Annotated in this window: 16 protein-coding genes; all 16 read right to left on the bottom strand. The window is 63.2% G+C overall.

What is annotated here, in order from left to right; translation table 11 throughout:
* Positions 1-227 precede the first annotated feature (227 nt).
* Positions 228-2198, bottom strand: coding sequence for a phage tail protein (locus C100_RS39360; RefSeq protein ID WP_024020616.1), 1971 nt, complete (start codon positions 2196-2198; stop codon positions 228-230).
* A 9-nt stretch (positions 2199-2207) separates the two neighbouring features.
* Positions 2208-2603, bottom strand: a complete 396-nt coding sequence (locus tag C100_RS0124930) for a DUF6950 family protein (RefSeq protein ID WP_052028323.1) — start codon at positions 2601-2603, stop codon at positions 2208-2210.
* Positions 2603-3178, bottom strand: a complete 576-nt coding sequence (locus C100_RS39355; protein WP_024020615.1) for a hypothetical protein — start codon at positions 3176-3178, stop codon at positions 2603-2605. Before C100_RS39355 ends, C100_RS0124930 begins: the two co-directional genes overlap by 1 nt.
* A gap of 25 nt (positions 3179-3203) precedes the next feature.
* The gene (locus C100_RS39350; RefSeq protein WP_024020614.1) at positions 3204-3893 is read right to left on the bottom strand and encodes a hypothetical protein; all 690 of its coding nucleotides are present in this window, start codon (positions 3891-3893) and stop codon (positions 3204-3206) included.
* Positions 3893-7123, bottom strand: a complete 3231-nt coding sequence (locus C100_RS39345) for a phage tail tape measure protein (protein ID WP_024020613.1) — start codon at positions 7121-7123, stop codon at positions 3893-3895. Before C100_RS39345 ends, C100_RS39350 begins: the two co-directional genes overlap by 1 nt.
* 75 nt (positions 7124-7198) lie before the next feature.
* Positions 7199-7348, bottom strand: coding sequence for a hypothetical protein (locus C100_RS48645; RefSeq protein ID WP_161633925.1), 150 nt, complete (start codon positions 7346-7348; stop codon positions 7199-7201).
* 52 nt (positions 7349-7400) lie between these two features.
* Positions 7401-7799, bottom strand: coding sequence for a hypothetical protein (locus C100_RS48330; RefSeq protein WP_152536487.1), 399 nt, complete (start codon positions 7797-7799; stop codon positions 7401-7403).
* A 45-nt stretch (positions 7800-7844) separates the two neighbouring features.
* Entirely contained in the window at positions 7845-8156 is a 312-nt protein-coding gene (locus C100_RS0124925) for a hypothetical protein (RefSeq protein ID WP_031309797.1), read from the bottom strand.
* Positions 8153-8515, bottom strand: coding sequence for a hypothetical protein (locus C100_RS39340; RefSeq protein ID WP_024020610.1), 363 nt, complete (start codon positions 8513-8515; stop codon positions 8153-8155). Before C100_RS39340 ends, C100_RS0124925 begins: the two co-directional genes overlap by 4 nt.
* Positions 8516-8519: 4 nt before the next feature.
* Positions 8520-8957 (bottom strand): phage tail tube protein, encoded by a 438-nt coding sequence (locus C100_RS39335; RefSeq protein ID WP_024020609.1) that lies wholly within the window; start codon positions 8955-8957, stop codon positions 8520-8522.
* Between the two features lie 14 nt (positions 8958-8971).
* Complete coding sequence (locus C100_RS39330; RefSeq protein WP_152536486.1) at positions 8972-9388, bottom strand: hypothetical protein; 417 nt, start codon at positions 9386-9388, stop codon at positions 8972-8974.
* Positions 9385-9783 (bottom strand): HK97-gp10 family putative phage morphogenesis protein, encoded by a 399-nt coding sequence (locus C100_RS47585; protein WP_024020607.1) that lies wholly within the window; start codon positions 9781-9783, stop codon positions 9385-9387. The genes C100_RS39330 and C100_RS47585 overlap by 4 nt, the downstream gene beginning before the upstream one ends.
* Complete coding sequence (locus C100_RS0124915) at positions 9780-10151, bottom strand: phage head completion protein (RefSeq protein ID WP_024020606.1); 372 nt, start codon at positions 10149-10151, stop codon at positions 9780-9782. Before C100_RS0124915 ends, C100_RS47585 begins: the two co-directional genes overlap by 4 nt.
* Positions 10151-10675, bottom strand: a complete 525-nt coding sequence (locus C100_RS39325) for a head-tail connector protein (RefSeq protein WP_024020605.1) — start codon at positions 10673-10675, stop codon at positions 10151-10153. Before C100_RS39325 ends, C100_RS0124915 begins: the two co-directional genes overlap by 1 nt.
* Before the next feature lie 13 nt (positions 10676-10688).
* Entirely contained in the window at positions 10689-10934 is a 246-nt protein-coding gene (locus C100_RS39320) for a hypothetical protein (RefSeq protein WP_024020604.1), read from the bottom strand.
* Between the two features lie 87 nt (positions 10935-11021).
* Positions 11022-12395 (bottom strand): phage major capsid protein, encoded by a 1374-nt coding sequence (locus tag C100_RS39315; RefSeq protein WP_084625425.1) that lies wholly within the window; start codon positions 12393-12395, stop codon positions 11022-11024.
* Positions 12396-12400: the final 5 nt, after the last annotated feature.

Here is a 12400-nt window from a genome sequence, read left to right as displayed (position 1 = left end):
AGGCGCCGCCGCCATATCGAGCGTGAAGGCCTCCGGGTCGGCGGCGTAGCGTTCGAACGTGGCCTTGAAGACCCATCCCGACAGGTCGACGGATGAATTGGCGTCACCCAGCGTCCATGTGGCGTAATATCCGGTGCTTTCCTTGGCGGCGAAACGGGATGGCATACATCATCCTTCCTCACGCACTGCGGGGCAGGCGCGGATGTCTGTGGTCATGTCGGTGGCGGTCAGGGGATGCCGGCGGAGTCCAGCCGGGCGATGATCGTCGTAATGTCGCCGGCGCCATAGGCGCCGCCCAATTGCGTTGCGTTGCCGGCCTCACCGGCCGTCACCGTGCCGGTGGTGACTGGACCCAGCACCAGCCGGTCGGAACGTTCGGCGTCGATCTGATAGGATACCGCGCCCCAATAGTCGGCATTGGGATCAACCCCGGCGACGACATAGTCTGTCGCGCTGCCGCTGGTCGAACCCGCCGCGATCCATGCGCCGTCATCCTCCGCATCGGGGGCGGTCGATGCCGCCGCATAATCGAAATAGATCCGCGTCACCGCGTCGATCCCGGCCGCGCCGGTAAAGCGCAACGTCGGCGCCCCGTCCGCCCCGCCAACCGACAGTGACCAGTCCGCGCCGTCGGGCGCGTCGCTGAAATCCGGTTCCGGATTGGCGATCGCCACCGACCCGTCGTCCAGCTCGTCGGTCGCGGCGGTCCAGTCGAACACCTCGACCGCCACTTCGCGCAGGCTGATCTGGTTTTGCCAGCTGACATCCTGGCCATCCGTCTCGATCCGGTAGAGCAGCGCCACCGGCTCACCCGTCGCGGGCTTCACCCCGAACCGCCTTGATGTCCAGCGCAGCCAGTCGCCATGCTCCGCGCCGACCAGCCGCGGCGGCAGCGTCAGGCTGCGCGTGCGCCACAGTCGGCCCATTCGCCGCTTCTGTTCGGCAACCCGCTGGGCCTGCGTTCCGGACGTGCAGAGCGTCAGCGCCGGCTGACCCACCTTCGGCTCGCCATCGGCCAATATGTCGGCGGTGTCGCGGCGAACAGGCGCGCTATGATCCTTCCAGGCCTGGGTCGGCTCGATATATTTGGCCGCGACGGTGTTGACCCATTCTTCATCGGTCATGCTGCGAAAATCGCTTGTGCTGACGGTCGATCCTTCGACCAGGTCGTCATCGGTGATGTCCCACAGCACCGGCTGCGCCGTGCCGGGAACGACCTCGATCGAACCTTCCCGCTCGACCACCCAGCCGCCGCAGGCCGATGCGATATCATCCTCGGTATCGATATACCGGTCATCCCCGCCAAAGACGCCGCCGATGCGATAGCGCGGCTCCGTCCCGCCGGCCTTCAGCGCCACCGGCTCGTCGCAGACATTGGCCGGGGCGAAGACATTGGCCGGCGGCGCCTCCACATCGGTCAAACCGCGCCCCAGCAACAGCATCGCCGGGTCATCGACACGGTCCCCGGCATAGATGCCGCGCACCCAGGTGTGGCGGAAATCGATCGGATTGGCCGACCATTCGCGGGTCGTCGGGTCATCCCACCGATGCGGACCGGAACCGCCGACCGTGTCGTCAAGCCGCGCCGAATAGCAGAGCAGGCCCTTCATCAGCCAGCGGAACGACGCCTGCGGCGACCCGCTGGTCCAGACCGGCTTCTTCGCGTCGCTCTTGTCCGCCTTCCACGCGACATAGACCTTGCACACACCCCTGCCGCGATCATTCGCGGTCCACGTCGGCGCGCCATCGACTACGGGGCAGTTTGCCAGCACCCAGTCCGGCACTTCATCGTCCCAAGCGCCGGGGCACCAATGGACGCGCAGCTGATCCTTGTATCCGGCAACAAAGCCGTTGCCGGTGAAGGGCACATATTTTTCGAACACGAAAAAGCCGGTCAGGCTGTCGCATTTATGGTCGGCCAACGCATAGATGCCGACCGTCCATTCCGTCCCGTATTTTCCGCCATAGTTGAACAGATCGACCAGGCTGCCGGCGGTCACGCCTTCGCCGGCCACACCTTCGCGCGCGACCTCGCCGATCTGCATCGTATTCTTGTTGGCGGTGCGCGCCTTCATGCTGGGCACCAGCAGCACCGCGCCGATCGTCATCACACCCTGCGCGATCAGGGCGAGATTGCCGGTGGCGATACCCACGCCAATCATCACCGCGCCGGTGATCACGGTTACGACCTTGGCCATATCCCGCGCTCAGCCCGTGAAGGTCCATGCGGCGATCATGGCCGCGCGCGGACGTCGCAGGATGCCGTGCGTCCCCGGCCCGACCAGCGTGTCACCCTCGACCAGCATCAGCATCATCCCATGGCCTGGGCAGGCGACGCCCGCCGCATCCCCGCGCCGCGCGAGCGCCGGCGCGACCCGTTGCATATGTGCGTCGATCGCGGCCTCGAAGCCGCCCAGCCGGGCAATGACCCGCGCCGCGCCGCGCGCGGTCGTCCAGCTGCGCGCGCCGATCAGGTCCACCTGCGCCATCGCCCGCACCGCGCCGACATAGAAGCTCACACAGTCATTGGCGGCCGATCCCCAGGCAAAGGGCATGGTCCGCCGAGCATCCAGATAGCGCGCCAGGGCAGCGAAATCGCGCATCAGGCGCTCGCCGAACTGGGCTTGCCGCCCAGATAGACGATCTTCGTGCCCGCATAGCTGACATGCTTGAAAAAGCCGTCTGCGGGATCGACCGTGCGCTGGTCGGCATCGCTGCGCATTCGCCTTCCCCTGCGCCCCAGGCCACGCGCCGCCGTCTCTATCGACAGGCTGATGGTCGATGTGCCGCCGACGACATCGTCCGTCGTCGCCGCGTCGATCCGGCCGCGCTTGAACACACGGCAATCCAGCCGCACCTTGCCGCTGCCGTCATAGATCATGCGATAAAGCTTGGCGGGCGCGCCCTTCACCTCATCGGCGTCGAACAGGATCGCGACCTCCGGGGCGACGCCTGACAGCGTCAGCGTCACCGCCTGCTCGCTGGCGCCGATGGAGCCGCCCGTCTTCACGCCGATGCTCGAATCGTCCAGGCCCAGATAGACGTCGCCATCAATATCGGTCGGGCCGATCCCGCCCCAGACGAACACGGGCGGGTCGCAATAGATGGCGAGCGCGCCGGTGACGATCGCTTCGCCGCGTGCGAGCGCCGCCAGCGCCTCGGGGCCGTAATCCTTCATGGCTGCCCCCTCATGGTCCGCTGCATCATGGTAACGTGACCTGCACGGCGCTGATGATGCCGCCGGACTCGACATGCGATATGATCCGGCGCCCCATGCGCGTGTCGTCCATCAACTTCATCAGGCACATCGCGCTGTCGAGATGGGCGATGGCATCGACAGGCACGACGTCATGCACCGACGGTTCGACCGATATGGTGATGCTGCCCGCGGCATCTGCCTGGCCACCCGCGACAACCGACACCAGAAAGCGCCGGTCATGGTCGCCCGCGTCCGCATCGGCACTGTCCCATTTGAAACCGACATAGTCGCCATAGACCAGCCGCAGGCCCGACGGCACATCCTCCAGCGTCAGCAGGGCATTGCCTTCGTCATCGATCGACTGCGACCAGCTGCCCGCCGACCCGAAAAAAGGCTGCCCGTCCACGGTCAGCATATTCCCGAAGCCGCCGCCATGCGCTGCCGGGAAGGGGCGGGACAGGTCATAGCCCAGAAACATGCGCATCGCGCCGCGCCGGCTGCGATAGAAGGCGTTCCAGCGATCTGCGGCCTCGAACGTCAGATTGGTGAGGTTCATCGTCAACCGCCAGCGCGGCCAACCCGCCTGCACCCCGCCGATCGCACCGCTCGTCTCGGGTGCGGTATAGTCCACGCGCTGGGGCTGGAACGTCAGTCCCTCCGCGCCGATGTCCGGCATTTCCGCTATCTTCACCATCAGCGCTCTGCCTGGAGTGCACGGCCATAGGTTCGCTTGTTCGTGTCGAAGACCGACGCCGCGCCCTTGGCCGCGCCTTTTTCCTCGGCGTCGTCCGTCATGCTCTGGATTTTCATCCAGAACTCTTCATTCGTCATGACGCCCTGCATATAGATATGGGTGTCGCCGCCGCGTGCATCGCCGCCATTGTCATTGGCGCGCCGCACATTGACCGTCTCGCCGGCCGTTCCCCAGAATTGCACCAGATTGGTGTCGATCCCCGGCTTGCCACCCACCTCAAATGCCCCGCCAGTCGAAAATCCCGGCAGGTTGCGCGGGATGGCGAGCGCAGACGCCATGCTGGCGACATTGGCGTTCGCCGTCGATATCGATCCGGCCAGCGGATTGCCCCCTCCGAAGATGGACCCGATGCCGCTGACGATGGAGCCCAGAACGCCGCCTCCACCCGTCGAGCCCCCTTGGCCCAGCGCCTGGCGAAACAGGTTGAACAGCATGTCCGACAGGCTGTTCAGCGCCTCTTCCATCCCCTTGGCGACATAATCCTTCCACCAATTCTTGACGAAGCCGCCCAGATCCCCGTCCAACGCAGCGCGAAGGCCGCCCCGAAACGTGTCGCGCCATTGCCCTTGCTGCCGCGCCATTTCTTCTGCATCCAGCTCGCGCGATGCACGATCGCGGGCATCATCTTCGCTTACCTTGCCTTCGCCATCGCGATAATATTGCTCGGTTCGCCGCGACAGCTCCGCCGCGCGCGATGCCGCGCGTTGCTGCGCATCTGTGTCGCCGCGCAGGCGGGACAGTTCCGCCTCGCGGTCCAGAGCCTGCGCCCGCGCCATCTTCGCGGCTGCATCTGCGCGGGCGATGTCCACCTGCACCAGGTCTTCAGCCGCCCGCTTCTGCGCCTCTAGCAGAGCCAGGCCCTTACCCTGCCAGAACGTCGTCCGCTCCTCCAGATAGGCCTTGTCCGCCGCGATCCGCACCATAGCCTCGTCGCCCCGGATTTCGGCCAGTTGCTGATCCAGAGCATTCTCGGCCCGCGCGACTTCGCGTGCATCATATTCAGCTTCGGCCGCCTTGACCTCGGCGATATCCTTTTCGGCGGCCAGACGGGCAGCGGATACAGCCAGCCCGACATCCTCATAATCGCGCTGACGCTGGAACAGGTCCATCTTGTCCTGGATGCGGCGAATTTCATCCTTGTCGTCACGCCCACGCGCGACCGCCATTTGTTGCTCCAGCCGCATCTGTTCGCGACGGTTGGCCAAGTCCTGCGCCGACAGGCCCGATGTCTTGGTCTTCTTGCCCGCATCCGCATCTTCGAAATTCAGATCGGCCGTGCCGAATTCAGGCGTGTTGATGGAGCGGGTATATCCTTCCACCGTCTTTGCGACGGTTTCGAGCGCCTTGGCGCGCGAAAGCAGATCCGCCTCCGCCTGGTTGGCCTCTTTGATCGCCGGAGCAACCTTGGGACTGATGACATCGCCACGCGCCGTCATCTTCACTTCTGATTTGGCCTTCGACAAATTAGCCTTGGCGCGTTCCAGCGTCGCCCGGGCCGCGATGACTTCGGCCCTCGCCGTCGCCATCGCTTGCAACTCTGCGGCGCGGTCAGCCTTCATCTTGTCGATGAGCGCATTTCGCGCCGCGCCTGTTGCCGAGACCAGTTGCAATGTCGCAGCTTGCTGCTTTTCATAGGCTGCGGTGGCCCGCTCGGCTGCTTGGCGGGCAGCCGCATTCGCCTCCACCTTCCGATTGAGCCAAAGCACCAGCAGCGCGATGGCCGTCACTGCCAACCCGATCCATCCGGCCCAAGCCGTCATCGTCAATCCCACGGCGCGCAGCGCAACGCTGACGCCTGACAGTGCTATGGCGAGCCTGCCGAGCAAGGCGACAAGCGTGCCGATCGGATTGATCAGGCCTGCCAGAATAGTTCCAAACACGCCGAAGCCACCCCGCAGCAATATGAGCGGCACCACGACCTTGGCTATGCCCATCAAGGCAAGGACCATCGGTCCGGCGGCCGCCGCCACAGCCCATGTCGCCACCGCGATCTGACGCAACCACAGGGGCATCTCTGCCAGCCCACGCACCACTGACGTCAGCGCATCCTGCACGGCGGTGAACGCGGCCAATATCCCAGTTTCGCCCAGCGCGATCTTCAACTGGTCAAATGCGTCGGACAGCCTGCCGGCCGACTCCTCGACCCCCTGAAGCTGGATCGCGAGCTTTTCACCCGCATCGGTCTCTCCGATCGTCTTTTGCAGATCTTCGAATGCCCGCCCGCCCAGTCGCATCAACCCGATCGCCGTTCGCATGGCGTCCGCCCCGAATATTTCGGTCAATACCTTGGTGCGCGACCGGTCGGACAGATTGCCCAGCTTTTCGCGAAGCATTTCTGAAATATCGGCCAGATCCTTCATCTTTCCGGTCGCATCATAAAAGTCGAGCCCCAGCCGCTTCATGATCTCGGCCGCCTCTTTCGACTTGGGCGTCAGGGTCGTGATGAAGGTCTTGAAGCTTGTCCCGGCATCCGAACCGCTGCCAAACAACGCCGCAGTGCCCGCCAGCGCCGTATTGAAATCCTCGAAACTCACCCCGGCGGCGCCGGCGACGCCGCCGCCCTGCGCGATCGCATCCTTGAAATCATTGAAGCCCAGCTTTGACGCGTCGAGCGCGCCGGTAATCTGGTTGACCACAGGTTCTAGGTCGCCCGCCGATTTCCCGAACTGCGCCATCACATCGGTAACCACTGCGGCGGACTGCCCCAGATCGGCCGCATTGGCGGCGGCAAGACGTAGCGTCTGCGCCAGGCCACCGTCCAATATGTCGCGCGCTGACATTCCCGCCAGCGCCAGCGTTTCGATGCCGTCGGCCGCCTCTTTCGCGCTGCGGCCAACTTGCGGCCCCATTTTTTGCGCCGCCTCGCTCAACGCCTCCAGTTGCGCGGGGTCGATCCCGCGCAGTGCCGCATGGACGTTGTTCATCGACTTTTCGAACGCGCCCGCACCGCGCTTGGCGATGACCGTCATGCCGGCGAACGGCACGCTGACCGCCGCGCTGAGGCCCAGCGCAACGTTGCGGATAGACCCCTCCAGTTCCTTGAACTGCGACATGACTTCCTTGGCGAAATCCGCGAGCGCTTCGCGCGCATCCTCGAACCCGTCAAACCAGCCGCGAACGTCGAGGCTTAGTTCACCGTGCATTCCGCCGATGGGAAGATCGTCGCTCATCTAAGCTGCACCTCAAAAGGGCCGCAGGATCACTCCAGCAGCCTCGCAAACTCGATATACTGATGAATTATCGCGTCAGACCGGCAGCAGCCGCAGCCCGACGCGATAGGTCATTTTGGATCGACGGGACGGATGACCCGCCCGCGAACTGGCATCGGTCAAATGATTGGCGTTCGCTTCCAGCCTGAAGACCTCGCTCAACTCGACAGATGGATTGCGGATCAATCCGACCATCCCTCACGGCCCGAAGCGATCCGGCGGTTAGTCAGGAACAGTATCAAAACTTAACCGCTGGAAATCCTGAAAACGGCTTAAGGCTGCACAGCGCCACAGTCACACTCTTCTTAAATGAAGGCGCTCTCTGATCCACGATATAGCTGTACTCGCCTGTCTTTCGATTTACTTGCGCATGGAAGCTGATAATCACGCCACGTTCTATGTGGTTGTAAGATCGCAGGATAATCCGGTCTGCAAAAACTTCATCGATTGGCAACACTTTGCTACATGGTCGATAGCAATATTGCATCGACTTAAGATCAATCGATAGGTTAACAGCTTCGGCGGTGGGATTGGCGCCCTCCTGCTCCGTCTTCTGTCCTTCGCAATCCAAATCATATTGCTCAGCTGCTGATACCGGCATCGAAGCAGCCGCCAACCCCAATATCAAAATTCGCATCGAGTCCTCCCTGAAGGTCGAACCAGAATAACCAACGGTCTCGCCTTAAGCCACCTTCCTGATCCTGATCGGCGCGCCCGCCGCCTGCATGTCCTGAAACGCCGCCAGCATCTCGCTGGTGGATTGCCGGCCATTTGGCTTCGCCGGCTTGGTCAGTTCGTCGAGCGTCGGCAGCAGCTTGTTGCGCGGGTAGCGGTGCAGCACCGCCGTCAGCCGCGCCTGATGCGTCACCAGGTCCTGATCGAATTTACGGGCAGCGCGATAGCCCGCCAGTGTTGCCGCCAGCATGCGGGGTGTCTGACGCCAGAATGCGTCGGGGTCACGCCCCGACTGCACCCACAGCGTCAGCAGCTTCATCCAGTCCCAGCTTTTCGCCGCTTCGGCGCCTTTCCCTCCGCACTCTGGCCGTCGTCCGCGATTTCCGCCTTGCTCGGCATGGCCGCTTTCAGCGCCCGCGACAGTGCGTCTTTCACGCCGTCCATGCCGGCATCCGACATGATTTCACCCGCTTCCGCTAGGCTCGTCTTTGGATGATGATTTTGCAATCCGGCGCAGAAGATGGACCGCAACAGCTTCATGCTGGGTTTGTCCTGGATATGATCGATCAACGCCGGCAGATCCAGGCCAGTCTCGTCTTCCAACTCGCAAAAGACGTTGATGTCGAACACCAGCGTGAAGCTGGCGGCGCCGGCCTTGAACGACGCCTCGCCGCGCAAGGGATTAGGCACCGGCCGCCTCCGTCTCTTCACTGACCCACTTCACGCGCAAAGTGGCCGTGCGACGGTCCAGCATCGGGTTGGAGCGCATATAATTGCGGACCAGCACCTCGCCCTCGATTTCCCACGTGCCTTCGCCATTGACCAGCACGATCTTGAAAGCATGTGGGAGGCCGTCATTCTTCGCCTTCCGGCACAGGATGTCGGAAGGCGATCCGGGGATATAGTTCATCACCAGATCGGCTTCCTCGCCATCCTTCAGCGGCGCATTGATGAAGCTCTTGTAGCCGATGGTCTTCATATGGCTGGTTTCGACCAGGTCGGCCGTGCCCTCGGGCAGCGGAACCTCGGTCAGTTCGTTCAATTCAACCAAGGCCGGCGTGCCGAGGGTGTAATCCCACAGCCAGAATTCGGTCAGATGACCGGTTTCAACGTCACTCATGTCAGGAGCCTCCTTCAGGCCGGTGAAAATCGGATCATCAGATCCGTCGAAGTGCGGTAAATCGGACCGTTCGGCGTGGACTCGCTCAGGTCGCGCGGCCCATAGACCGACGCCGGTCGGAAATAATAGCCATGGTCGCGGTAGCGCGGCCGCAGGCAGGCAATCGCCGCGTCCCGCAACTGCTGCGCGGCGATGACGGACAACGCATAGGTGTCCACCTGCAACCGCTGGAATTGCAGCGCCTGCAGGCCCTTCATATGTTCGGCCAGCTGACTGGGCACCCAGGTCAGGACGATGGCGGGCATCGCCGATCCCTGCGCGCGCAATACCCAGAAAACCGCCTTGCTGGTCTCATAGTCGGCCAGACGCTCCGATACGGGCTCGGCTTCGATCAGCCGCAGCCGCACCGCATCTTCGATATCCATCGTCACGCCGCCTTCCTGATGTCCGCCCAGAGGGAATGACCCATGGCGCGCCGAACTTCTTCCCGGCTATTGTCCAGCGCTGGCCGCATGAACGGGTGCGCCGCCGAATGCGACGTGCCCAGCTCGACCATATGGCCGTAGAACCCTTCTCGCTTTGACGGGCCGATATAGACTGTCGAGAAATAGCGGCGCTGCGTCACGCTCGCGAAATTCAGCCCACCGTCGAAACTGATGATGATGCTGTCGCGCAGCGTGCCGGTCATCACCGGCACCAGCCTCTTGGCTTCTGCCTGGACGATGACCGCCCCTGCCATCAGGGATCGTTCCCGCGCCGCCGGCGACACCGCCTCACGAATAGCCACCAGCTTGCGGTCCATCGCGCCAGCGCCGACGAACTTCACCGCGCGACCGTTTCCGCCGTGATGCGAAAGCCCTCATTACTGCCGAGCGGCGCGATGCCCCGAATGTCCCACGCCGGCCATTTCTCCGGATCGGCATCGCGGATCGGATAATAGAGGCGATTGCCGACGCTCAACGCCCTGGTGACGCTGTTCGCCAGAACCTCGAATGACGCGCGCTGCACGCCACTGTCCTGCGCGGCCGTGCGCTGTTCCTCGCCCGACCCGAAATAGACCGCCGCCCAGGCTCTGCCCAACAACTCCCACGTCTCATCCAGGGTCGAATGACCACGCCCGTCCACACCGGCGCGTTTGGCCTTGAAAGCGATCCGCTTGTCGCGCCGCCCCGCTTTCAGGCTTTTCGCAGCCATCAGACAGCCCAGTTTCGATAGCTTCGGCACAAATCTTTCGCCGCTTCTTCCGCGTCCCCGGCAATGCCACCTGTCTCGCGGTCATGGTAGAAACTGGCCACCAGTTGGCGGATCGCCTGCATGATCGGCGGCGCATAATCGTTGATTGCATCCGCATCTTCGAAGCCGGCTGTCATCAAGACTTCAATCTTGCTGCCTGCCGCCTGACGCGGCCACCTGTCCGCCAACAGCCGGGCAGGCCGCCCCATCAGATCCGGCACGAAGCTGCCTACGGATAGAGACTGCGACGCGCGGGCATGATCAAGGAAAGTTACACCATCGACCGAGATGACCGGCCAAGCGCGAAGCCTGTGACCGAACTGCGGTATGGTCTCGCGCACCTGCCGCCGCGTCAGGATCAACCCGGTATAACGCTCCACCCATCCACGCGCAGCGACGATGGCTGATGCAATCACCTCATTGTCATCGTCGCCGTCGACGCGCAGCTGCGCCTTGGCCTGATCCAAGGTGATTGGCTCCGCCATCGCCAGCGCTTTCTTATTCGGCCTGGTCGGCGAGGTTTTTCTCGACCGCTTCCTGACCGCTCAGCGTGGGATCGTTGAAATCGATCTTATTCTGTTCGCTGATCGTGCCGGCGCGTGGGTTGTCATCGACTGCGGGATGCGACAGATCGACATCCGGGACGATCTGCTGGGGCGCACCGGCGGCGTCGACGGTGGTCGCCGGATCGATCTTGGCGGGAGCATCGGCGGGCTTTTCCGCCTCGGTCTTCTTGACGGTCATGATAATTCTCCTGAAGTTGACCGAAACGGCGCCGCAGCGTCGCTTCGATCAACCGGGCCGACATGCCGCCGGCCCGGAGATGGAAGGTCAGGCGGCGATCTTGATCGCCTTCATCGAATCGGGGTTCTGGACGCCGCCACCGGTCCGCTTGGTGACGTAGAAGCAGACATAGGGCTTGTTGGTGTAAGGGTCGCGCAGGATGCGCACGCCGATCCGATCGATCACCAGATAGGTCTCCCGCATATCGCCAAACAGAGCCGCGACGGCGTCGGCGGCGACATTGGACATATCGGGCACATCCACCACAGGGCGGCCCAGCAGGGTGGAAGGCTGGCCCGCCACATAGGTCGGCTGCCAGATATAGTTGCCTTGGCCATCCTTCAGCTTGCGGATCGCGCCCAGCGACGACCGGTTGAGGAAGAACTTGGCGTTCGGCTCATACATCGCAGGCAATGCATAAACCGCCGACACCAGTCCATCGGTCGTGAACAGCGTCGCATGGCCACTGTTCATGACCTTGATGTCGCCCCACGGGTGGCGAGCAGCATTCGCGCCGCCTGTGACATAGGTCAGGATACCGAACGGCTTGTTGGAGCCATCGCCCGAAAGATGGGCAATCCCCTCCTGACGGGCGAACTCGGTTTCGATTTCACCCGTCAGCCATGCTTCGATGTCAATCTCGCTGTCGTCGAGCAGCTGCTGCGACGCGGCGGCATTGGCATAGATCTCGCCCAGGCCGAACGCGAGGGAAGTAAACTGCGGCGTACTGGTGGCCGGTCGCGATGCCGTTTCACCAACCCATCCGCTCCCGACCGCCCGATCGGTGAACAGCTTCGTAAAGCCGGCGGTGCTGATCGACTGCACGGTGGCTTCCTGGCGGATCGGCGAAATCAGCTTCAACCGTCCGGTGATGGTACGATCCCACTCGATCGGCGTCGTGTAACCGCCGTCGGTGTTGCTGCCCTCGCTCATCGCGGCGCGCGGCGTACCAGGGCGGTGCGCCGCCTTTAGCTTTTCTTCCTCTTCCCGCCCGCCTTCGCGCACATAGGAGGCAAATAGGCCCGAATATTCGGGATCGGCCAATGCCGGCTGACTGGTGCCGCCCAGGTTGGCAGCTGCCAGCTTGGCCGCATGATCATTGAGAGAGGTTTCGAGCGAATTCAGGGTTTCGTTGATCTTGCCGAGCTTGTCGTTGACCACAGTGTCGTCGGCCTTCGCCCCGAGATTTGCCTCGATCGTCGCCTTGAACTCGTTGTGCGCCGTCTGCAGCGCAGCGATCATCGCCTTGGGATCGCCGGTTGCCTCCGCGCGCACGGTCGTGCCGATCAGCGCGCGCGGCACTACAGGCAGCGTCGGGGGCGTCAGGTCCAATGTCGGTTCAGCAGCGGCGGTGAGCGCGCGGAACGGGTGGGCAAGTAGGGTCGCCATCGCCATAAGGGCGATCTTGGGGTGGTACTTCATAGGAA

The sequence above is a fragment of the Sphingobium sp. C100 genome, assembly GCF_000508185.1.
Classification (GTDB): domain Bacteria; phylum Pseudomonadota; class Alphaproteobacteria; order Sphingomonadales; family Sphingomonadaceae; genus Sphingobium.
This window is presented reverse-complemented; position numbering and strand designations above follow the sequence as displayed.